This window comes from Companilactobacillus sp. y65-5 (assembly GCF_057541095.1).
The window spans coordinates 14,741-35,833 of the sequence record NZ_BAAJOA010000003.1 but is presented as its reverse complement, the minus strand read 5'-3'; the positions used below and the strand labels follow the sequence as shown (position 1 = coordinate 35,833).

General features: G+C 40.1%; 20 protein-coding genes. 9 read left to right on the top strand and 11 right to left on the bottom strand.

Features of this window, described 5'->3' with window-relative positions:
* Positions 1 to 96 precede the first annotated feature (96 nt).
* Entirely contained in the window at positions 97 to 1,053 is a 957-nt protein-coding gene (locus AC27FM_RS06655; RefSeq protein WP_487086957.1) for an agmatine deiminase family protein, read from the top strand.
* Between the two features lie 110 nt (positions 1,054 to 1,163).
* On the top strand, positions 1,164 to 1,697 hold the full coding sequence (ntdP, locus tag AC27FM_RS06650) for a nucleoside tri-diphosphate phosphatase (RefSeq protein WP_487086956.1): 534 nt from the start codon (positions 1,164 to 1,166) through the stop codon (positions 1,695 to 1,697).
* Between the two features lie 58 nt (positions 1,698 to 1,755).
* On the opposite strand, the gene AC27FM_RS06645 is transcribed toward ntdP, so the two are convergent.
* Positions 1,756 to 2,196, bottom strand: a complete 441-nt coding sequence (locus tag AC27FM_RS06645) for a MarR family winged helix-turn-helix transcriptional regulator (RefSeq protein WP_487086955.1) — start codon at positions 2,194 to 2,196, stop codon at positions 1,756 to 1,758.
* A gap of 165 nt (positions 2,197 to 2,361) precedes the next feature.
* On the opposite strand from AC27FM_RS06645, the gene AC27FM_RS06640 reads away from it, so the two are divergent.
* Positions 2,362 to 2,817, top strand: coding sequence for an OsmC family protein (locus AC27FM_RS06640; RefSeq protein WP_487086954.1), 456 nt, complete (start codon positions 2,362 to 2,364; stop codon positions 2,815 to 2,817).
* 85 nt (positions 2,818 to 2,902) lie between these two features.
* Here the strand turns inward: AC27FM_RS06640 and AC27FM_RS06635 are convergent, their stop codons facing one another.
* The 5 genes from AC27FM_RS06635 to AC27FM_RS06615 form a co-directional block, all read right to left on the bottom strand.
* Positions 2,903 to 3,661, bottom strand: coding sequence for an amino acid ABC transporter ATP-binding protein (locus tag AC27FM_RS06635; RefSeq protein ID WP_487086953.1), 759 nt, complete (start codon positions 3,659 to 3,661; stop codon positions 2,903 to 2,905).
* Positions 3,661 to 4,356 (bottom strand): amino acid ABC transporter permease, encoded by a 696-nt coding sequence (locus AC27FM_RS06630; protein ID WP_487086952.1) that lies wholly within the window; start codon positions 4,354 to 4,356, stop codon positions 3,661 to 3,663. Before AC27FM_RS06630 ends, AC27FM_RS06635 begins: the two co-directional genes overlap by 1 nt.
* Before the next feature lie 40 nt (positions 4,357 to 4,396).
* Positions 4,397 to 5,188, bottom strand: coding sequence for a transporter substrate-binding domain-containing protein (locus AC27FM_RS06625; protein ID WP_487086951.1), 792 nt, complete (start codon positions 5,186 to 5,188; stop codon positions 4,397 to 4,399).
* Between the two features lie 83 nt (positions 5,189 to 5,271).
* Positions 5,272 to 6,195, bottom strand: a complete 924-nt coding sequence (cysK, locus tag AC27FM_RS06620; protein WP_487086950.1) for a cysteine synthase A — start codon at positions 6,193 to 6,195, stop codon at positions 5,272 to 5,274.
* Positions 6,196 to 6,206: 11 nt separating this feature from the next.
* Positions 6,207 to 7,001 carry a homoserine O-acetyltransferase/O-succinyltransferase family protein gene (locus AC27FM_RS06615; protein ID WP_487086949.1) on the bottom strand — a complete coding sequence of 265 codons (795 nt, stop codon included), beginning with the start codon at positions 6,999 to 7,001 and terminating at the stop codon, positions 6,207 to 6,209.
* Positions 7,002 to 7,361: 360 nt separating this feature from the next.
* On the opposite strand from AC27FM_RS06615, the gene AC27FM_RS06610 reads away from it, so the two are divergent.
* The gene (locus AC27FM_RS06610; protein WP_487086948.1) at positions 7,362 to 8,078 is read left to right on the top strand and encodes a DNA alkylation repair protein; all 717 of its coding nucleotides are present in this window, start codon (positions 7,362 to 7,364) and stop codon (positions 8,076 to 8,078) included.
* Between the two features lie 28 nt (positions 8,079 to 8,106).
* Here the strand turns inward: AC27FM_RS06610 and AC27FM_RS06605 are convergent, their stop codons facing one another.
* Positions 8,107 to 8,571, bottom strand: coding sequence for a hypothetical protein (locus AC27FM_RS06605; protein ID WP_487086947.1), 465 nt, complete (start codon positions 8,569 to 8,571; stop codon positions 8,107 to 8,109).
* A gap of 121 nt (positions 8,572 to 8,692) precedes the next feature.
* On the opposite strand from AC27FM_RS06605, the gene AC27FM_RS06600 reads away from it, so the two are divergent.
* Together AC27FM_RS06600 and AC27FM_RS06595 are read left to right on the top strand one after the other, a co-directional pair.
* A complete protein-coding gene (locus AC27FM_RS06600) occupies positions 8,693 to 10,060 on the top strand; it encodes a hemolysin family protein (protein ID WP_487086946.1) in 1,368 nt (455 codons plus the stop codon).
* An 82-nt stretch (positions 10,061 to 10,142) separates the two neighbouring features.
* Positions 10,143 to 11,720, top strand: coding sequence for a peptide chain release factor 3 (locus AC27FM_RS06595; protein WP_487086945.1), 1,578 nt, complete (start codon positions 10,143 to 10,145; stop codon positions 11,718 to 11,720).
* A gap of 65 nt (positions 11,721 to 11,785) precedes the next feature.
* Here AC27FM_RS06595 and AC27FM_RS06590 read toward each other — a convergent pair whose 3' ends face one another.
* Positions 11,786 to 12,352: a GNAT family N-acetyltransferase gene (locus AC27FM_RS06590; RefSeq protein WP_487086944.1), complete on the bottom strand. Its 567-nt coding sequence runs from the start codon at positions 12,350 to 12,352 to the stop codon at positions 11,786 to 11,788.
* Positions 12,353 to 12,453: 101 nt separating this feature from the next.
* Here AC27FM_RS06590 and brnQ point away from each other — a divergent pair, with 101 nt between their 5' ends.
* On the top strand, positions 12,454 to 13,776 hold the full coding sequence (gene brnQ / locus AC27FM_RS06585; protein WP_487086943.1) for a branched-chain amino acid transport system II carrier protein: 1,323 nt from the start codon (positions 12,454 to 12,456) through the stop codon (positions 13,774 to 13,776).
* Here the strand turns inward: brnQ and AC27FM_RS06580 are convergent.
* A complete protein-coding gene (locus AC27FM_RS06580) occupies positions 13,773 to 14,615 on the bottom strand; it encodes an aldo/keto reductase (protein ID WP_487086942.1) in 843 nt (280 codons plus the stop codon). The two genes, brnQ and AC27FM_RS06580, sit on opposite strands and share 4 nt — an antisense overlap.
* A gap of 17 nt (positions 14,616 to 14,632) precedes the next feature.
* On the bottom strand, positions 14,633 to 15,688 hold the full coding sequence (locus tag AC27FM_RS06575; RefSeq protein ID WP_487086940.1) for a CdaR family transcriptional regulator: 1,056 nt from the start codon (positions 15,686 to 15,688) through the stop codon (positions 14,633 to 14,635).
* A gap of 277 nt (positions 15,689 to 15,965) precedes the next feature.
* On the opposite strand from AC27FM_RS06575, the gene AC27FM_RS06570 reads away from it, so the two are divergent.
* Complete coding sequence (locus AC27FM_RS06570; RefSeq protein WP_487086938.1) at positions 15,966 to 17,246, top strand: GntP family permease; 1,281 nt, start codon at positions 15,966 to 15,968, stop codon at positions 17,244 to 17,246.
* A gap of 18 nt (positions 17,247 to 17,264) precedes the next feature.
* The gene (locus AC27FM_RS06565; RefSeq protein ID WP_487086936.1) at positions 17,265 to 18,410 is read left to right on the top strand and encodes a glycerate kinase family protein; all 1,146 of its coding nucleotides are present in this window, start codon (positions 17,265 to 17,267) and stop codon (positions 18,408 to 18,410) included.
* Between the two features lie 46 nt (positions 18,411 to 18,456).
* Here the strand turns inward: AC27FM_RS06565 and AC27FM_RS06560 are convergent, their stop codons facing one another.
* Entirely contained in the window at positions 18,457 to 21,024 is a 2,568-nt protein-coding gene (locus AC27FM_RS06560; protein WP_487086934.1) for a YhgE/Pip family protein, read from the bottom strand.
* Between the last annotated feature and the right edge of the window lie 69 nt (positions 21,025 to 21,093).

The window sequence follows — 21,093 nt, the reverse complement described above, 5'->3', positions numbered from 1 at the left end:
TCAAGAGTGATTTTATCGCTCAACCACGGCTTTATATTTTTTTTAATATTTATATAAAAAAACGCCTGCTATACTCCTGTTAACGAGGAGAACATCATGAAAAAAATACTGATTACACTAATTTCAATCATTGGCATAAGTGCGTTTCCTACGACAACTGCTCAGGCCATGACGATTTATACTAGTTTGCCAGATGAGGATGATCAATACTATCAGCCGTACTGGTCTTCACTCCAAAAATTTAATCAGGATCTGCACAGTAATGCGACATCAGATGATGAGTTTGTAACGCTCAATTCCTATGATAAATCTAACTCTAGTTATCATTATCCTGATATTTGGCTTCGAGACGTGGCACCAGTCATCACTTCAAAAATGGTCAAGTTCAAATATCAACCACGATATTTAAAGCGGACTGATGCAAAATACTTGAATCGACGTTTCAATAATTTCATCCGAGGTAAGTTTTATTACACCCATTCTGATCTGATATTGGACGGTGGAAATGTCCAATGGAATGGTTCAGATACGATCATCCTGACTAAGCAGGTGCTGGGTGCTAATCCCGATTGGAGTAAGCGACAGATCATCGATCACTTGAAGAAAAAATTACAAGTTAAGAAAGTGATCTTGATTACAAAAGAACCAGGGGATGTTTTGGGTCACAGTGACGGGATGGTCAAGTTTATTTCAAAACACAAAATATTCATCAATGACTTTAGTTATGAGCCAAATTTTTTGCAAAAAATTAAACAAGAAATCCTGCAAGTTGATCCCAAAATGAAATTCGTCGTCCTGCCATCGTCCTATACTGATGTGGGTCAGTACGATGATCAGATTGCTTCTGCTAGGGGACTATATATCAATATGTTAGAAACTGATGACAAAATATATTTCCCTCAATATGGATTAGCCAATGATAGAAAAGCCATGAAGTTAGTGGCGGATAATACTGATAAACAAGTGATACCCATCGACGTGAGCAAGATATCGACCTTAGGTGGTTCAGTTCACTGTCTAACGTGGGAAGTCCTTAATAAATTTACTAAATAAAAATTATTACAAAATAATTGTTTCCACATCATAATCAGATAATATCTTTTAATTGTTTCACAGCTCTGTTATAATTTTTCGTGAACAAGAAGTGGAAAGCCGGGTAATTTATGCAAATACCTAAAGAAGGAGATTACGTGGCAATCCAAAGTTATAAGCATGATGGTCATTTACATCGTACTTGGCGTGAAACGATGGTGCTAAAGACAAGTGAGAACGAGATAATCGGATGTAATGAGAACACACTTGTTACGGAGTCAGACGGTCGTCGGTGGGTAACTAGAGAACCAGCCTTAGTTTATTTTCACAAACAATACTGGTTTAATATTATTACCATGATCCGGGAGAGCGGAGTTTCATACTACTGTAATCTAGCTACACCGTTTGCTCTAGACAAAGAGGCCATCAAATATATTGATTATGATTTAGATATAAAAGTCTTCCCTGATGGAGAGAAGCGCTTATTAGATGTGGATGAATATGCCGCACATAGTGAGTATTGGAATTATCCACCAGAGATAGATACGATCTTACATCGCAATGTCGACGTTTTAATCGATTGGATTGATAAGGGTAAAGGTCCGTTTTCTCAGGCTTACGTTGATCTTTGGATGCAACGTTATAGAGAACTGTCACACCATTAATGGATTGCTTACAATAAAAAAAACCGCTATGGCGGTTTTTTTATTTGCGCTGATTCAACTAATCAGAGTTATTCATCTCAGAAGTATTATCGACCATCTTTGCCAGCACGGTCTGTACCGTCTCTAAGTCTTTTGGATCGATACCAGCGACAGTATCATTCTTGAACTTTTCAGCTACTGGTAAGAGTTTTAGAAGTAGTTCTTCACCTTTGCTAGACAGACTGACAGGCTTGTTACGCTTGTCGTTATTATCGATCGAACGTAACAAATAACCCTCAGATTCTAGACGCTGGAACAGTCGTACGACACTAGGTTCTTTGATCGCCATTTTCTCAGCCAGTTCTTTTTGAGTGATGGATTTGTTTTCGTGGATAAAGTAAATTGCGATCCATTGACTGCGAGTAACGTCATAAGGACGAAGTTTCTTTTCTAGTTCTTCTGAGAAGATTTTGCCACTTTGATTAGTGATAAAAGCTAAACAAGAATCTATGTTGAACATAGGCAATCTCCCTGAGAATCATGTATTAAATGTATTATATCAGAAAAAATATAAAATAAATGATAATCAAGAAAATAATTACTTAGCTAAGCATTGAATTTGTAATCGCTTACTGTTAAAATCTAACTGTAATGTTAAATAATTCACAATTTTGGGGGAATTCAGATGTTAGAGACTTACAAAGCAACTGCAACAGGATTACCGGATGGATTACAAGTGGCAACACAGGCTAGGAACTTTAAGCTTACAATTGATGAGCCAGTGAGTTCAGGTGGTACGGATATCGCCATGTCTCCAGTGGAAGCACTACTTTGTGCTTTTGGTGCTTGCCAAACAATCGTAGCAAAGTCATTTGCTCAAAAGAATAATTTCACTTTTAAGGATTTTCATGTTGAAATTGAAGGAGACCTTGATCCAGAAGGATTTATGGGTAACCCAGATATTCGTAATGGATTCCAAGAAATTCGTTTTACGATGCACTTTGATACTGAGGAGAGTCAAGAAAAGACTGAGTCTTTTGCTGACTTTATCCAAAACACTTGTCCGGTTGGGGACAACTTGATGAATGGAGTTAAATTAGTAAGAAGCGGAGTTGTTAGAGACAACACTGTTAATGCTTAATCAAACTCATTGAACACAAAAAGGACTAATACCAAAGAGGAATGGTATTAGCCCTTTTTTCGTGGGGTTTCGTATGTATCATTAATTATTTAACACTGTCATTTTCTTCGTCCAACGAGATTCCAGATAAGAAATCCTTGATTCGTTGGGTAGGATGGTTGAAGAATTCTTTTGTGTCACCATCGTACACTTTGTTGCCATCTTCAATGAAGACGATCTTGTCAGAGACTAACCGAGCAAATTCCATATTGTGTGTCACAATGATCATCGACTGACCTTGCTCACATAATTTTTCGAGGATACGCAATACCTGTGTCTCTAGCTCTGGATCCAAGGCACTGGTTGGTTCGTCCAACAAGATATACTCAGGACGCATAGCCAGAGCACGGCAGATGGAGATACGTTGCTGTTGTCCACCTGACAATTGACTAGGGTAGCGGTCTTCTAATCCTTCTAGTCCGACTTCTTTGAGTAGTTGTCTAGCTAATAATTCAGCGTCTTCTTTGGAAGTCTTCAACACGGTTACTGGCGCCGTAGTTATATTGTTCAGGACTGTCAAGTTAGGGAACAAATTCCAGTTTTGAAAGACCATGCTGGTTCTTCGTCTAAGATTGAAGCTGTCTTTTTTTGAGACAGGCTTACTGTAATCTATTTCCAAATCTGGAAAGCTGACAGTACCACTTTCTGGTCTGACCAACATGTCGAGAGAACGTAGCAAGGTAGACTTACCTGAGCCGGAAGGCCCTAGTATTACAGTTGTTTTTCCACTAGGGAAGTCGACTGAAATATCATTCAGAACGGTTTTGCCTTCGTACTGCTTGTTGATGTGTTTAGCTGAAATCATTAGTTCTGACCTCCCTTAACGTACTTAGATGTGCGACGCTCTAGATAATGTTGTAACCAGCTGAGGAGCGTGCAGACGATAGCATACAACAATGCAGCTAATGAATACATTAATAGTGGCTGATAGTTCTTAGCTGTGATTTGTTGACTGACTTGGAACATTTCCAAGATGGTGATCGAACTGGCCAAAGATGTGTCTTTGACCAAACCGATGAACGAGTTGGATAGTGGTGGCAAGGCAATTCTGACAGCTTGTGGAAGAACTATCTTCATCAGTGTTTGACGAGTGGTGAAGTTCAGCGTGAAGGCCGCGTCCCATTGATCTTGAGGTACAGACAATAGAGCAGAACGAATTGTTTCAGATGCATATGCACCAGTATTAAGTGAGAACCCAATCACGGCAGCTAAGAAAGCTGGTAATTGTATACCCACACTAGGTAGTCCAAAGAAGATGATGAACAATTGAACTAGCAAAGGAGTAGAACGGAATAACCAAACGTAAAAGTTAGCGATAGCCCGCAATACTAACCAAGGATAGCGTAGTGCTTTATTTTCACTAGGTTCAATGAACTTTATTAGAGCCGTCAAAACAGCCAAGATAAGTCCGAAAACGAATGAAATGATGGCTAGTGGAATAGTGAATTGAAGCATTGCTCCAACCATTTCCGGCAGTGATGAAACGATTATGTGCCACATGAAACGAAAACCCCTCTCAAAATATCTTAATTAAAAATAATTATTTCTTAGTAATATCCTCACCGAAGTACTTGATTGAAAGTTTCTTCATCGTACCGTCTTTATAAAGCTTCTTGAGTGCTTTATTGACATCGCCACGTAGGGCAGTTGACTTCTTGTTGTAAATTGGAGCAATTTTCGATGTTTCGATGTATTTTGATGAAATAACTTGGTACTTAAGATCAGTATTCTTATGATCTTTCTTCCATGTTAAGAAAGCTTCCTTAGAGTTAACGGCTGCTTCAACACGTCCTTGATCGATCATTGACATTGATGTTTGGAAATCTGCTGATGGAACGATATCTGCACCGTATTTTTCGGCCTTGTTGTAGTTATCAGTACCAGTACCAGCAGCAACCTTCTTACCCTTGATGTCGGTGATATTCTTGATTTCATTGTTATCTTGTTTCATGATCAAAGCTGATCTTGAGTAGATATAAGGTGTTGAGAAAATATATTGTTTCTCACGTGATTTATTCATAGCGACGTTATTCAGAACGACGTCAAATGTATTGGAGTTCAAACCAGCGATAAGTGAGTCCCATTTAGTAGGTACAAACTTAGCCTTCAAACCTAGTTCTTTAGCAATATCCTTGCCAAGGTCAACCTCAAATCCCTTCAGCTGACCGTCCTCGCGGTATGAATAAGGTGCGTATGTACCCTCAAGTCCAATCGTTAAAGTACCCTTTGTCTTAGTGCTTGCTTGATCACTACTACTGTTACTTGAGCATCCTGTTAAGATAAGTACCAATGCAGCAATTGTAGATAGAAGCAATATCAATCTTTTCTTCATATTAAAAACTCTCCCCATATAATAGTAAAATTACCATTCTCTATTCTCTCATAACTTAACGATCGATTAAAAAATAATGACTTTTAAAACTTAAATAAATCAGTTGATAAGTATCTCTCGCCGTTATCTGGAGCAACGGTTACGACTTTTTTGCCTTTTCCTAATTTCTTAGCGATTTGGATAGCTCCATAAATATTAGCACCTGATGAAATACCTGGTAAGAAACCTTCCTTGTGGCTAACTTCTTGAGCCGTCTTGATGGCATCGTCACTACTTACCTCAACGATGTCTGAGTAAGCATCTTGATCCAATGTATCTGGAATCATCCCAGCACTGATACCTTGAATCTTATGTGGACCAGTTTTGCCTTCCTTTAGGAGTGGAGATTCAGCAGCTTCAAGGGCAAAAATCTTAACGTCAGGATATACCTTAGTCAATGCGTGGCTGACACCTGATAAAGTACCACCAGTACCAACACCAGCAACGAAAGCATCGACAGTCTCACCATCAAAAGCGTCGATTATTTCCTTACCAGTTGTCTCTTCGTGGATGGCAGGATTAGCTGGATTGGAGAATTGCATTGGCAAGAAGTAACCTTTTTCCTCAGCTAAATCCTTAGCACGTTTGATAGCACCGCCCATTCCTTCGCTACCGGGTGTCAAGATCAATTCTGTGCCGTAACCTTGCATCAACTTACGACGTTCAACACTCATTGTTTCAGGCATCATGATGATGAGGTGATAACCTTTAGCAGATGCTACGAGTGAAAGACCGATACCAGTATTACCAGAAGTAGGTTCAACGATCGTGTCACCGGGTTTGAGCTTGCCAGCCTTTTCAGCAGCCTCTACCATTGATAGGGCGATTCTATCCTTGATCGAGCTACCAGGGTTGAAGAATTCTAATTTAACGTATACGTCAGCGGCGTCTTCTGGTACGACGTTGTTAAGTTTTACGATAGGTGTATTTCCGATTAGTTCAGTAATGTTGTCAGCAATTTTTGTCATATTGATTTCTCCTAAATTTTTATAAGTTTTTTTTCCATGACGCAATTCAACCAATTTTGGAAGAAGTTCTTCTGTGTTTCTTTCCAAGTAAACATGGGATGACCGTCAATCTGTGAATAGTAATTGTTAGCAGGGAAAATGTCGGCGACGTCGGCATTTAATTCACGTTGATACTCATCATCCAATCCGTTCTTGGGATATTCAAGATGAGAGAAGACGAAAGTTTGTGGCTTCGTATTCGATTCAATCAGCGTTAGTAGACCATTTTCACTGATCGACTTAGTCTCTAATTCGTTATTTTGATTGATGTCCTTGTGGTTCATTTCAGCGTATCGAGCGTGTGGTGCAGGGAATTCATTTTCAATGTTCTTTAGTAAGCAAGAATCATTCAGAATACTATTTTGATAAACTCCAAAAGTTTTGTGTGGTAGGATGTTTTTTTTGATTTGGTAGAAGTGATTAAGGGCAGCCATGGCGCCCCAACAGACATATAGCTGCGGGATGTTTAATTCGTCTAGCTTATCTAACAAGTCATTGACTTCTTGGCTGTAAGTGACTTGTTCAAAATCCAGTTTTTCAACGGGACTGCCGGTTATGATGAAACCATCGAATTGGCCGATTTCATTTAAGTCCAATGGTTTCATCGTAGCTAGGATCTGTGGGTCAAGTTGGCGATCCACATAACGAGTAGCCGAGTAATAAAAAGTTAAATCAATATCATCGCCATTTAAAACGTTACTAAAATTATGATTAGTTTCGATTTTGTCCTTCATCAAGTTTAAGATTCCGATTCTAGTATGTTCCACAACTGGCTCCTTTCTGGTAGTGAGAATAAAAAAAGGAGAGCTGACTAATGTCAGCTCTCCTGAAATTTATAGTTTGCACTACGTGTTTATCAATTGAGTGGTATTAGACATGTCGAAAAAGTATAGTAATTTTTAATTACTACACAACAACATGCTTGCATTTCTGTTTTGTTATTCAAATTCAACACGTCCAACGCCTCCTTCAATTAAGTTGTCTTCAGATTATTATTAAAATGATTATAAGTCAAGTAAATTATATTAAAATTTATAATTTAATTTGATCATAAACGCTCCAATCGTTGTTATTGCTTAATTTGTTGGCAATAGATAGAATTAGGATACAAAGACGGAGGTGATGCTATGGATTGGGCATTGCTGCACTGGAATGACAGTGACCATCAAAGATTATTAGATTATGTTGAGAGTTGCGCTACTGACAAGCAATTAGAAGTTTCAACTAGATTGATTCCCAATGTGGAACCAACTTTTGGAGTTTCAATGAGGATCCTCAAGGATATAGCGGCTCAAATCTCTAAGGGTAATCCAGTTGAGTTCTTAGCGGTAGATGGCGGTGTTATCCACGAAGAAAAAATACTTTCGGCATATGTTATCGGTAAATTAAATATTTCCTATGCTGAATTTTGGGAATACTTGACGGATTACGCTACCAGAGCTGATAACTGGGCGGTGTGTGATATGGTCATTCACTTCAAATTAGCAAAGAAATATCAAACGGAACTTTGGTCAGACTTAGATTATTTCTTAAAGAGCTCTAATCAATGGTATCAGCGGATCGGATTAGTTTTGTTATTGAAGTTCTTTTTGGAAGACGAATATATTGATGAGATTTTGCGAAGAATCGCTAAGACACAAGATGAGTATTACGTGAATGTTGCTAAGGCATGGCTATTATCATACGCTGCCAAAAAATATTCGATGAAAATTATTGATTATTTGATAAGCGGTCCAGTCAACAAAGAGACGTATCAGTTAACTATCCGCAAGATCAAGTCCTTGAAGAGTACCTCAGACGAGACGAAAAAAATCGTCAGTGGGCTGGAACGAAAATTTGAATAAAAAAACTTGGAATTTCTTCCAAGTTAGATTATTTATGTTTTTTTTCGCTATAAATCGATAATGATTCAAATTCAAGATATGATGCTAGTGTCAGTGAGATCATCAAGATGAATACTAGCCAACCTAAGGTCTTACCGATGATCTGAGAGAGAGTAAATACATTGGCAACAAGATAAATACTGCCCACTGATAGGAAGAAGTCGACGATTAAGTTGAATCCTATGACCCATCTGCTTCGTTCCAGTATAAAGAAGTTTATTAGTCCTTTAAGAAATTTTTGAGTTGTACTGCGATACATTATCAAGACGGGCCGTTGGGCTATGACCTTGACGGCAAACATTCCAAATGCTCCGACAACTCCTCCGACAACTATCCGCCATGTGAGCGCGTGTAGGACTAGAGCATTGTAGGAAATACCAACGATCAGTAAACAGACGATGTATGGAATGATGAAAAATAATAGATAAATAATTGCAATTTTTTTGTTAGACATTTTTGAAAACTCCTATATGTACAATTAACTTATATTTTATCACGAAAAACCTTTATTGTTGAAAACATTAACACCTGCTATAATGTTTTTGTCTATTTAAATTTACATAACATGAAAGAGAGTGAAAACATCAATGAGTGATGACCCTACTGGAGCGACGCTGACTGGTCAGTTGATCCTAATAGTCGCGCTTACGCTTCTGAATGCTTTTTTTGCTGCCGGTGAGATGGCAATTGTTTCTGTTAATAAAACTTCCGTAGAGGAAAAGGCAAAGGATGGTAACCGCCGGGCTATTAAGATCTTGCAGGCGATTAATCACCCCAACAGTTTCTTATCGACTATTCAAGTAGCAATCACACTGGCTGGTTTCCTTTCGTCAGCTAGTGCCGCAACTAGTTTGAGTTCAGTCTTTGAGAGTTGGATAGGTAAGTTCCCGGGTAGTCGAGAATTATCTATCGTTATAATAACGATAATATTATCATACTTCACATTGGTGTTGGGCGAGCTATTCCCTAAGCGTATAGCGTTACACGATCCCTACAAAGTCGCTAGTACGACCGAACCTGTGATTTCACTTTTTGGGAAGGTGCTCAAACCCTTCGTCTGGTTATTAACTTTCTCAATCGAACTATTGATGAAGATCACGCCGATTGATTTCACAGACAAAGATGACACTGTTACCCGAAATGAAATGATGGCTACGATTCAAAAGTCCCGTCAAAGTGGAACGATCAATCTCGATGAGTTTCAAATGTTGCAAGGTATCGTCCGCTTCGGGGATACGACTATCCGTGAGATCATGGTTCCAAGAATCGATACATTCATGATCGATATCAATGAACCGATGATTGACAATATTGATGCAATCTTGAATCAACCTTACTCCAGAATTCCAGTTTATGGTGGTAGCAAAGATACTATCATTGGAATAGTCCACATCAAGGATATACTGAAGAAGGCACGTGAATCAGGCTTTGATAATATTTCGTTGAAAGAAATAATGACTGAGCCACTCTTTGTTCAGGAGACGACTAATATCGACTCAGTGCTGATCAAGATGCGTAGTACGCAAACTCAGATCACGATGATCGTTGACGAGTACGGAGGAATCGTTGGTTTAGCTACGATCGAGGATATTATTGAAGAGATCGTTGGCGAGATCGATGACGAATACGACGAAGTTACGACTAACTATCAACGGATCAGTTCTAACAAGTATACTGTGATCGGTAAATATTCATTGGAAGATTTTAATGATTTATTCAATGAAGATTTGGAAGCAGAAGATGTTGATACGATTGCTGGATATTTAATCGCCAATATCGGTGAGATTCCAGATGAGAATCATCCCAAGTCTTTCACATTAGAAGACGGTGTTGTTATAACATCTGGTCAGATGAATGGCTCCAGAATCGAGCAAGTTATCGTTACCTTGCCAGATAAGAAGACGAAGCAAGTTATGGCAAACACCTTCAAAAAAGTAAATTGAACAGAAGGCACGTAGTTATATGCCTTCTTTTTCAATGTTTAATAATGTTTAATAACGTTTAATTAAGAAAATAGGAGTTAATATGGATCAAAAACAATTAGAAAATGAAGTAAACAAGCGCCGAACATTTGCTATCATCTCTCACCCGGATGCTGGTAAAACAACTATCACTGAACAGATGCTTTACTTTGGTGGGGTTATTCGTTCGGCTGGTACAGTCAAAGCTAAAAAATCCGGACAGTTCGCAACTAGTGACTGGATGGAGATTGAAAAGAAACGTGGGATTTCTGTAACTAGTTCGGTCATGCAATTTCATTATCGTGATAAAGATGTGAATATCTTGGATACACCGGGACATGAGGATTTCTCAGAAGATACTTATCGGACTTTGATGGCGGTCGATGCTGCAGTCATGGTTATTGACTCTGCCAAGGGTATTGAGCCACAAACCAAAAAATTATTTAAAGTTGTAAAAAAACGTGGTATTCCGATCTTCACATTCATGAACAAGTTGGATCGTGACGGACGTGATCCGCTAGACTTAGTCGCTGAATTGGAAGACTTACTTAATATCGAAGGTTGTGCTATGAATTGGCCTATCGGTATGGGTAAGGAACTGAAGGGGCTATATGATATTGCCAACGATCGTATCGAATTATATCGTAAAGATGGCGATGACAGATACTTACCATTAGATGAGGATGGCAACTTACCAGCAGGGAATGATCTGGATGGTGAAGGTGTGTATGAGCAAGCTGTCGGAGAAGTAGACTTGATCAAAGAAGCTGGAAATACTTTTGATATGGAAAAAGTTCAAGCTGGTAATCAAACTCCAGTCTTCTTCGGTTCAGCTTTGACCAACTTCGGAGTTCAGACATTCTTGGATTCATTCCTTGATATGGCACCAGCTCCAGCTGAGCACAAGTTACAAGATAGCGACGAGATCGTTAAACCTGATGATCCAGAATTTTCGGCATTTGTCTTCAAGATTCAAGCTAATATGAATCCTAACCACCGTGACAGGATCGCTTTTATTAGAATTTGCTCTGGCGAATTCGACAAGGGGATGGACGTTACATTACAAAGAACTGGCAAGACTATGCGTCTGAACAATGCGACGGAATTCATGTCAGATCAGCGAGAACAAGTAAAAACAGCCGTTGCTGGTGACATTGTAGGATTGTATGATACTGGTAATTTCCAAATCGGAGATACGATTTATTCTGGTAAGAAGTCTGTTCAATTCGAGGAATTACCACAGTTTACACCAGAAATGTTTATGGAAGTTCAAGCTAAAAATGTTATGAAACAAAAATCATTCCACAAGGGTATGCAACAATTAGTTCAAGAAGGTGCGGTTCAACTGTACAGGACTTATACGACTAATGACTACATCCTGGGTGCGGTTGGACAACTACAATTTGAAGTTTTCCAATTTAGAATGAAGAATGAATACAACTGTGATGTTGTGATGAATCCGATCGGCTCCAGAACTGCTCGTTGGATCGACCCTGAGCAATTAGATCCTTCCATGTCGTCGACTAGAAATATGCTCGTAAAGGATATGGATGATCAACCGCTGTTCTTGTTTGAAAATAGATTTGCGGAGAATTGGTTCGTCAACAAGTATCCAGATGTTAAATTAACGTCAAAACTATAAGAACTAAATTATGATGTGTACTCGAAAGGGTACACTTTTTTGTTGTCTTCAATTTATTTGCGTAGTTAATATTCAGATTTCAAAATAGAATATACAGCTTCATCACAAATTCCGTTATTGTTGTAACCTTTACTCCTAAGTATGCCTTCAAAACACATGCCGCTGTTGTGCATCACGTGACCAGAACGAGGATTGTCGCAGTCGTGACACGCTTCGATACGATTTATATCGGTATCCTTGAAGAAGAAGTCGATGACTTTTTTTAGAGATTCCGTCGCATAACCATTATTCCACCATTTTTGACCGATGGCATAACCGATCTCAACGGTGCGTGCTTGTCCATAGAAGTCGACAGCTGAGATGGTTCCGATGAGTGCATCGTCTTCTTTAGTGACGATTCCCCATTCATAAGTATTAGGTTGATGGTATTTTTTTTCGATATAAACCAAGTATTCGTACGCGTCAGCAGTTGATCGGTAGGTTGGCCATGACAGATACTTCGTTACTTCGGGGTCACCAGCCCAATTTTCGTACATTTGTTTTGCATCATCAGTAGTTAGACGTCGCAGAGTTAATCTTTTGGTATGAAGCGTGACAGTACCAGCAATGACCATGAAAACACCATCTTTCAAAAATAATTACCTAAATCTTACAATATGGGTGAATAATTGTGTAGGAATTTTGTTATTATATTTAGGTGAGTTTTTTAACTCATTTATGAGGTGAAAATTTAATGGAAAATAAGTTATCATGGCGTAACTCGCTATTTATCGGTTCGATGTTGTTTGGCCTATTCTTTGGAGCAGGAAACCTTATCTTTCCAGTCTTTATGGGTCAACAAGCCGGACAAAACGTCGTTCCAGCAATTTTTGGATTCTTAATAACCGGGATTGGATTACCGTTATTAGGCGTTGCTGGGATGGGATTGACACGTTCTAATAGTGTTTTTGAATTATCAGAGAAGGTCAATCGTCCCTTTGCATATATCTTTACGATGCTATTGTATTTGACGATTGGACCTTTCTTCGCGACACCAAGACTAGCAACTTCGTCATTTCAAATGGGATTGGCTCCATTCACACCAGTTGAAAATCAAAAAGTAGTTCTAGCAATTTTTTCAATCGTCTTCTTTGCAGTTTCGTGGTGGTTTGCTCGTAAGCCAAGTAAGTTGATGACATATGTCGGCAAATGGCTGACGCCGATCTTTTTGATCTTGTTAGGGATCTTGATCGTGACAGCCTTTGTCAAACCAATGGGTGATCTGTCAGCACTTCCACAAAAGGCTTATCGCACTAGCCCGATCTTGTCAGGTTTTACAGAAGGATACAATACGATGGACGCCTTAGCTTCGTTAGCTTTTGGTGTCGTAGTTATTGATTCGATCAAAGACCTAGGTATTACGAAGCCAGCCCAGATTGCTAGAGAAACTATCAAGTCAGGTACAATCAGTATTATTTTAATGGGAATCTTATATGCCTTACTAGCATTGATCGGAGCCATGAGTCTAGGTAAGCTGGACTTAGCCGACAATGGTGGTGTGACGTTGGCACAAGTCTTCAGTTATTACTTCGGCTCTGTCGGTAGTTTGTTGCTGGCAGTTATCGTGATCATTGCTTGTTTAAAAACAGCTATTGGTGCCATCTCTGCCTTCGGTGACTCGATGGTCGAGATGTTTCCACGTGCCAACTATCAAGTGATGATCATCGTTGCTACCGTCTTGTCATGTCTGATGTCAAATGTCGGTTTGACGAATATCATCAAGTATTCAACTCCAGTTTTGATGTTCATCTATCCTATCGCGATCGTATTGATATTGTTGTCAGTCTTATCGCCGATTTTGGGACATTCAAAACTGCTCTACGGCATAACGCTGCTATTCACACTGGTGCCGGCGATTTTTGCGGGGATCGAAAACATGCCGAAAAATCTCCAAATCCATTCGATACTCAAAATAAATAGCCTCTTACCATTTTCCAGTTTAGGCTTGGGATGGATCGTTCCGGCCTTATTGGGATTGATAATCGGCTATCTTGCAAATAAAATTATTGCGGATTAGATCGTGTCGAGTGGTTCTTCAGTAGCTGGTGCTGGATAATAGTTATCTAAGAGTGCTAACTCATCGCTAGTGAATGTCACGTCTACCGCCTGTAAGTTGCTCTTGAGATGTTCAACCGAACTAGTCTTAGGGATACTTAGGACATCGTTGTTTCTGATTGCCCAAGATAACAGTAATTGAAAGACCGTGATGTGTTTTTGGTCGGCTATTTCTTGGACTATCTCTTTAGGTTGTAAGTAGGCATTTTGGTCAGAACCAAATGGCGAATAACCCATGAATGAAATATCATGTTCTTTTTGCCAGCCGAGAATGCTGAATTCAACGCCACGACTTTCGATGTTGTATAAGTTTTGGTTGATTTGGCAATTTTGACCGTCTGGTAATGAATCGAGTTCTTTTAAGTCGTTTATATCGAAGTTGGAAACACCCCAACTTTTGATGTAACCGGCTTTTTTGACGTCTTCAAGACCAGAGATGGTTTCAGCCAGTGGAGTATCGCCACGCCAATGTAGTAAGTAAGAATCCAGGTAGTCAGTCTGGAGCCTCTTCAGACTGTCGTGCAAACTTTTTTTGATCAATTCGGGAGTTGCGTGATGAGGATAGAACTTAGAAATCAATTGGAACTTATCGCGGTCATAACCTTGAATGGCCTTACCAACCAAAGTTTCGGACTCACCTTCGCCATACATCTCGGCCGTGTCGATCAAGGTGATGCCGTGTTCTAATCCGTAGCGAATCGTCTTTACTTCTTCGTCAAACTTGTCAGCTTTTTCACCGATACGCCAGGTGCCCATACCAATAATTGATGTAGGTTGTTCATTAAATTTTATTCGTCGCATATTTTTTCTCCTAATTTTTAATGATTTCTTTTGTAGATCAGTTCTTGGAAGAATAAGTAGTTCACATACAGTTTAAAGGTTTCATCTAGGTTGTGTAAATCTAAAACGAACAATTCTGAGATTTTATTTAGTCGATAATTTGTAGTATTGCGATGAATATGTAATTGGACTGAAGTTTGCGTGACACTACAATTGGATTTGAAGTAACACGCCAGCGTATCGATCAATTCACGACCGCTGTCAGTTTGATAGAGATTGTTGAATTTATTGATCAAATGTTTTGAGGATAGGTCAGTCGCTAGGATGCGATCGATAAAACTTATTTGTGAATAAAAATGTGTATCGGATAAATTAAATATTTTGGAAATATGAATCGTACTCTGTGCTTCTTTGATAGATATACCTAAGAGTGTGGTCTTAGTGCCCACACCGATAGTGATACGTTTGCTGTGGGATTTATTGAGATAGTGTTCCATCGCGGAATCAGATGCGGTGATGATTACGGTGCTGTGCGGTGATAAGGCTAAGGTGTAGTCACCGCTATTGACGTTGAGTTTTGTCATGTCGTTTGTTTCGACGACGATGGCGTAGCGCTTCAAGTTGATGTCGATTTGTAATAGTTTGGCTTCGATTTCTAATTCACTCTGATCATCTAGATCATCTGTGACTTCGATCCACTGATAGAGAAATCTATTAAGGCGATTCTTGTGTTGTGCTTCCACTTGATTGTTATAACTCTGCGTGATCAATAATTCGGTCGAGATTTTTAAGAGTGAGGCGAGCGGTGTAACTTTTTCAGGGTCACCAGTTATCCCGACAACACCGATGATTTGATTTTGGAATTGGACGGGAATATTGACGCCCGGTTGTCCATGTGTCCCGTATGACTGAATCATCGGTAAAGTTTCGCCGTTAGCGATGGCATCGACGGCACCAACATGCAACGTCTGGATACGGGATTTATCACCGCTGGCAATGATGTAGCCGTGCTCATTCATCATATTGATATTGTAGGGGATACTGTCCATCATTTTATCAACGATCGATTGAGCGAGGATCGGGTCAAGTTTCATTTTGATGCCTCCATTTTGTGAAAAAAGCACAATCTAGGTTTATGACAACCGTTTTGTTAAATATTTCATAAATACGTTTACTTGTGCTTTTGATTATTTTTCATGATAAATAAAAATAATAATCCTATTATACCAATAACGGAATCCGTTTTCATATTTAAACGACAAAAAACTTTGTGCAAATGCACATTGAACAAAAATTATCGAAAAGATATTATATTCTTCGTAAATTGAATTGTTAATATTTTAACAAGAATGTGTTTGAGGAGGAGATCAGATGATCGCATGGTGGGCAGCCTTAATTGGTTTAGCTTTAGCAATTATTTTAATTTTATTCAAAGTCAATCCTGTCTATTCGTTGATGATGGGAAGTATTGTCGGATGTTTATTGGGAGGAATGGGATTAGCCAAGACTACTACTATCATTGTTGATGGAAGTTCCGGAGTTATGGGGACGATTGTCAGAGTTATTGCTGCTGGTGTTTTAGCGGGCGTAATGATGGAATCTGGTGCCGCTAATGTCATTGCTACTAACATCGTCAGTCACTTCAGTGATAGATTGACAATCTTGGCACTAGCTCTATCAACGATGGTATTGACTGGCGTAGGTATTTTTATCCCAGTCGCCGTCTTGATCGTTGCACCGATCGCGTTAGAGGTCGGTCAAAAAATGCATTATAGCAAGCTATCATTACTAGTTGCTTTATCTGGTGGTGGAAAGGCGGGAAATATTATTTCGCCTAATCCTAATACGATCGCTGCCGCTAAGGGTTTCAATGTTGAATTATCTCAAGTCATGATTGCAGACTTCATCCCTGCAGTCGTTGGTTTACTAGTTGCCGTGATTTTGGCAATGTTGATCAAGAATAAAGGAACTTTTGTACCTGAAGATCAAAAATTCACTAAAAAAGAAGTTAAAGACTTGCCAAGTTTTGGTGCCGCAATAACTACACCACTAGTTGCCGTAGTCTTATTGTTGATAACTCCAGTCGGGGACGTGTTAGGTATCAAAGCCCTATCGAGTATCAATATCGATGCAATGTATATTCTACCGATCGCTGGTTTAGTAGGAACACTAGCTATGGGACAACAACGTAAGTTTCTAACCTACATGAAGAACGGACTAGCTCGAATGACAGATGTTGTTATGATCTTGATCGGTGCCGGTGCTATCGCTGGATTGATTTCAGCTTCAGATCTACCACAACAGATTGTTTCGTTAGTTAAGATGTCAGGTGTCTCAGGTTCATTCTTAGCACCAATCGCTGGTATCTTGATGGCAGCCGCTACTGGTTCGACATCGACAGGTGTGATCTTAGCTTCTAATTCCTTCAGTAAGTCGATCATGGCGCTCGGTATCACAGGTACTGGTGCAGCCGCAATGGTCCACACTGGAGCCACAGTTATCGATCAACTACCACATGGTAATTACTTCCACGTAACTGCCGAAGCAGTTCATATGAACTTCAAAGAGAGAATGAGTGTCGTTTTCTGGGAGATGTTAGTCGGATTATCAATGACGATCGTTGCCACATTAATGTACGGTGGATTGTTCTAAAAAAAGGAGAGATGAAAGATGAAATTTGTACTAGCCCCAGATTCATTTAAAAATTCTTTAACTGCCAAACAAGTGGCACAAGCAATGCAAACAGGACTTGAAAGAGTCTATCCAGATGCTGAATATGTCAGAGTACCGATGGCAGATGGCGGTGAAGGGACGGTTCAATCACTAGTAGATGCTAAGAATGGTAAAATCCTGACAGAGCAAGTCATCAATCCCTTGGGTGCTCCAACAGAAGCACATTATGGAGTGATTGACGACGGTGAAGTTGCCGTGATTGAAATGGCTGAAGCATCAGGGATTCAATTTATCAACGACTTCACGAAGAATCCCTATATCACGACGACTTATGGGACCGGTCAATTGATGAAGGCAGCAATCGAACGTGGTGCCAGAACTATCATCATCGGTATCGGAGGTTCAGCGACCAATGATGGTGGCGCAGGGATGGCACAGGCTCTAGGGGCACATTTACTGGATGAACAAGGTGAAGAACTCAAGTATGGTGGAGCTGTACTGGAAAAACTAGCTAAGATCGATGTCAGTGAGATGATGCCAGAATTGAATGATGTCAAAATAGTTGTCGCATCTGATGTAACTAATCCCTTAACTGGTAAAGATGGAGCTTCGTATGTCTTCGGACCACAAAAAGGTGCGAGTGCTGAAATGGTCGAATTCTTAGATCAGGCACTGTCACATTACGCTGACGTGATCAAGCGTGACTTAGGCAAGGACTTAGAACAAACACCTGGTGCTGGAGCTGCTGGCGGTTTGGGTGCGGGATTATTAGCCTTCACAAATGCCAAACTTCAATCAGGTGTCGACATCGTGGTCGATTACACTGGCTTGCAAGAACAAGTAAGAGATGCTGATGTAGTCCTAACAGGTGAGGGTCAGATAGACTTCCAGACTAAGTTTGGAAAGACCCCTATCGGTGTCAGCCAAGCTACTAAGAGCGTTAATCCAGATGCAACAGTCATTGGGGTCGCTGGGAGTGTCGGTGATAGGATTTCAGAACTATACCCGCTCGGTATTGATGCGATTTTTACTTGTGTACCCGGTGTAGAGAGCTTGGATAAGGCGATTACTGATTCACAAAAAAATATCGAACAAGTATCTGAAAATATTGGACGCTTGATAAAAAGTCGTATGAAAGCATAGAAAAAGCTGAGATAAATTTTATCTCAGTTTTTTTGAATACATCTTTTTACGTAAGTGATCTCTCGGCAGTACGACTGTTGAAGTCGATTCGTTTGATTCTTGATCTACGACGAATGAAGAACAAGATACTCATGCCAGTGAAGGCGGCAGTGATACCTAAGAGAGTTATCATTTCAGAGACAGCGGAGTTGCCGATCATGAGTGTCTCTCTTAATCCTGCAACGCTGTATGACATTGGTAGCCAGGGGTGGATGGCATTGAAGAAGCCATTGGAGAGTTGGATCGGATAAGTTCCAGCTGATCCACCTAATTGTAATACCAATAGGATCATACTCAAGAACGCTCCAACTTTACCTAGGACTAAGTTCAACCAACCGATTATCGACATAAATACTAGAGCAGTGCAGAAGATCATTCCTAGAGTGGCGAAGGGATGGATCGGTGCGAGACCATCGATCATAGTCAATAATCCAAATACGATCACGGCTTCAAACACCGCAAAGACTAATTGAACAGAAGCTTTACTGATCCACCAGCTAACACCACTGCGTGGGTATTTTCTAGGCGAATAAGTATCGAACATCATATTGAATGCTAAAGCTCCAACGAACAAGGAGACTGACAGCATGTAAGGTGCCATACCAGTTCCGTTATTAGGAGCGTCATCATGATCGGTATGTTTGGTAGTTGCTGGTTTAGCGATTTGATTATACGTCAGTTGACTTGGATTAACTCGGGCCTTCTTAGCTCCCTTAGCTAATTGTGTAGCTAAGGTCTTGTTACCTGAAGTCGCAGTAGTCAAGCCTGAGCCTAATTGAGCTGATCCAGACGCTAATTTGTTGGCACCGGTTGAAATCTGATCGGCGCCACTGCCTAGTTGGTTTGCACCAGAGGTCAAGCTGTCATTGTTGCTAGTCAGCTTATTGAAACCAGAGCTTAATTGATCAGCACCACTACTGAGTTGTGAGATGCCACTTTGCAATGTTGGCATTTGCGAGTCCAAGGAATTGATACCACTGCTCAAGGACTCGGAACCCGACATGAGACTATTGCTGTTGTTAGCGAGTTGATTGCTCCCAGAAGCCACTTGATCAGCTCCAGAGGCTAGCGTTGATGTGCTATCGTTCAATTGAGTAATACCACTGTTGAGCTGATTCATGCCTGAATCCACTGTGACTAGACTAGTCGTCAATTGTTTAGAGCCGTCGGTGAGTTGTCCGATGGCGGTAGTTAGACCGGATTGGGACATGGCGGTTAATGACGATTGGATAGTTCCTAGACCATCAACAGCGGCACTTTGTGAGGTCGCCAAATTATTCAGATCACTACTCAAGTCTGACGCAGCTTGGGTGATGTCACTATTGGAATCATTATCATCCACGGCAGCGAGGATGGCAGATTTTTGTGCGGCGGTCAGCCCTTGCTTATCCGCCACATCGGACAATTTATTTTTTAAACCACTTTGATTATTCTCGATACTTTTTTGAAGTGTATCGAGATCCTTACCAAGTGTATCGGATTGGCCCTTGTCGGCTAGGGCGCTTTGTAAGTCTGAGACTGACGAACTCAATTTGCTTAAATCATCCTGGCTTTCTAGTGCACCGTCATTTACTTTTTGTAATTGAGTTGATAGTTGAGCACTAGCAGCAGAGACTTGGTCCATGCCCGTAGTCAGTGCCGCTGAACTCTGATGTAATTTACCAACACCATTTTTTAGAGAATCCGAACCAGAACTAAGTGATTTTGTGGCGGAATTGAGATTGTTAACGCCAGCAGTGTAAGTCTGGATTCCTGAATTCAAGCTAGAAGAGCCATTCGCTAATTTACCAACGCCATTGACTAAGACAGACGATTTGCTAGATAGTTGATTTACACCGCTGGTCAGAGTTTGACTGCCGCTCTCTAACTGATCAACACCCTCAATATAGTTATTTAACCCTTGACTGAGTGTGTTCGTGCCATCGGAAAAAGTCAGAGAACTGGCGGCTAATTGATTCAATCCGGTCGTGATCGTTTGATTAGCTGTGGATAACTTTTTGTCGCCAGAAACCACTTTTGCACTACCATCGGAGGCAGTCTTCATGCCGTTACCGAGTTTTTCGATACTTTCAAACATCGTTTTGGAGTAGTTCTTGGTGATCTGCTGTGAGACATTTTGAGCGACTTGTTTGGCAGCAGTGGCGGTCATCTTAGAGGCGGTATAATTATGGCCAGCACTGGTCTCGTATTTTAAGACCATTTTTTGTGGATGCGGCGCCATCAAAGTAGTGGCGTCTTTGGAGAAGTTTTTCGGGATGGTTATGACCATATAGTATTTACCCTTCTTCAAACCATTACGGGCAGTCTTATCCGATTGCAAAATCTGGAAGTCCATGGCAGACGAATGTTTGAGGTTTTTTGTTAAATTGTTGCCGACTGCTAAATCCTTACCTTGATACTTGACGCTCTCATCTTCATTCACCACGGCAACCGGAATTTTATTCAATTCCTGATACGGGTTCCACATCGACTTCAAAAATGTCACTGAATAAATCGAAGGGATGAACATAATAACGATCAAGACTATCAACATGAATTTATGTTTTAAAATATATTTCCATTCAGCTTTTATCATAATTCCACCCAGTTTTAAAAAAAGTATTATACTGTGAGCAAAGTTAATACTCACTTGTGTAGAAAGAAT

Excerpts from the sequence above, each read along its gene's own strand:
- AC27FM_RS06655 (WP_487086957.1), top strand. The coding sequence starts at position 97 with ATGAAAAAAATACTGATTACACTAATTTCAATCATTGGCATAAGTGCG.
- ntdP (WP_487086956.1), top strand. The coding sequence starts at position 1,164 with ATGCAAATACCTAAAGAAGGAGATTACGTGGCAATCCAAAGTTATAAG.
- AC27FM_RS06645 (WP_487086955.1), bottom strand. The coding sequence starts at position 2,196 with ATGTTCAACATAGATTCTTGTTTAGCTTTTATCACTAATCAAAGTGGC.
- AC27FM_RS06640 (WP_487086954.1), top strand. The coding sequence starts at position 2,362 with ATGTTAGAGACTTACAAAGCAACTGCAACAGGATTACCGGATGGATTA.
- AC27FM_RS06635 (WP_487086953.1), bottom strand. The coding sequence starts at position 3,661 with ATGATTTCAGCTAAACACATCAACAAGCAGTACGAAGGCAAAACCGTT.
- AC27FM_RS06630 (WP_487086952.1), bottom strand. The coding sequence starts at position 4,356 with ATGTGGCACATAATCGTTTCATCACTGCCGGAAATGGTTGGAGCAATG.
- AC27FM_RS06625 (WP_487086951.1), bottom strand. The coding sequence starts at position 5,188 with ATGAAGAAAAGATTGATATTGCTTCTATCTACAATTGCTGCATTGGTA.
- cysK (WP_487086950.1), bottom strand. The coding sequence starts at position 6,195 with ATGACAAAAATTGCTGACAACATTACTGAACTAATCGGAAATACACCT.
- AC27FM_RS06610 (WP_487086948.1), top strand. The coding sequence starts at position 7,362 with ATGGATTGGGCATTGCTGCACTGGAATGACAGTGACCATCAAAGATTA.
- AC27FM_RS06605 (WP_487086947.1), bottom strand. The coding sequence starts at position 8,571 with ATGTCTAACAAAAAAATTGCAATTATTTATCTATTATTTTTCATCATT.
- AC27FM_RS06595 (WP_487086945.1), top strand. The coding sequence starts at position 10,143 with ATGGATCAAAAACAATTAGAAAATGAAGTAAACAAGCGCCGAACATTT.
- brnQ (WP_487086943.1), top strand. The coding sequence starts at position 12,454 with ATGGAAAATAAGTTATCATGGCGTAACTCGCTATTTATCGGTTCGATG.
- AC27FM_RS06580 (WP_487086942.1), bottom strand. The coding sequence starts at position 14,615 with ATGCGACGAATAAAATTTAATGAACAACCTACATCAATTATTGGTATG.
- AC27FM_RS06575 (WP_487086940.1), bottom strand. The coding sequence starts at position 15,688 with ATGAAACTTGACCCGATCCTCGCTCAATCGATCGTTGATAAAATGATG.
- AC27FM_RS06570 (WP_487086938.1), top strand. The coding sequence starts at position 15,966 with ATGATCGCATGGTGGGCAGCCTTAATTGGTTTAGCTTTAGCAATTATT.
- AC27FM_RS06565 (WP_487086936.1), top strand. The coding sequence starts at position 17,265 with ATGAAATTTGTACTAGCCCCAGATTCATTTAAAAATTCTTTAACTGCC.
- AC27FM_RS06560 (WP_487086934.1), bottom strand. The coding sequence starts at position 21,024 with ATGATAAAAGCTGAATGGAAATATATTTTAAAACATAAATTCATGTTG.